Genomic DNA, 318 nt, shown 5'->3' with positions numbered 1-318 from the left:
CGCGGACCTGACATCCCGCTTCCGCAACACCGGCCAGGCCGACCTCACCGTCAACGGCAAGACCGTCAACGACCAGACGCTCTCCGGCGCGACGACCGGCGCCTGGTCCACCTCCACCAACCGGGTGTACCTGAGCGAGGGCATCAACAAGGTCAAGGTGACCGGCACCGGCGGCACCCTCGCCCTCGACCGCCTGGCCGTCACCCCGTTCAGCGCCGACGACGCCGTCACCACCGGCAACGTCGTCACCTACCAGGCGGAGGACGGCACCCTCACCGGCACCGCGGCCGCCGACACCACCTACACCCAGGCCAACGG

1 protein-coding gene is annotated in these 318 nt (G+C 70.8%); it reads left to right on the top strand.

All coding sequences use genetic code 11. The features are described from left to right. On the top strand, positions 1-318 hold a 318-nt coding region (locus ADK57_RS17410; protein ID WP_420711865.1), incomplete at both ends, for a hypothetical protein.

Source organism: Streptomyces sp. MMG1533 (assembly GCF_001279775.1).
GTDB lineage: Bacteria > Actinomycetota > Actinomycetes > Streptomycetales > Streptomycetaceae > Streptomyces.
The sequence above is the reverse complement of the archived record's forward strand: the minus strand, read 5'-3'. Positions and strand labels throughout refer to the sequence as shown.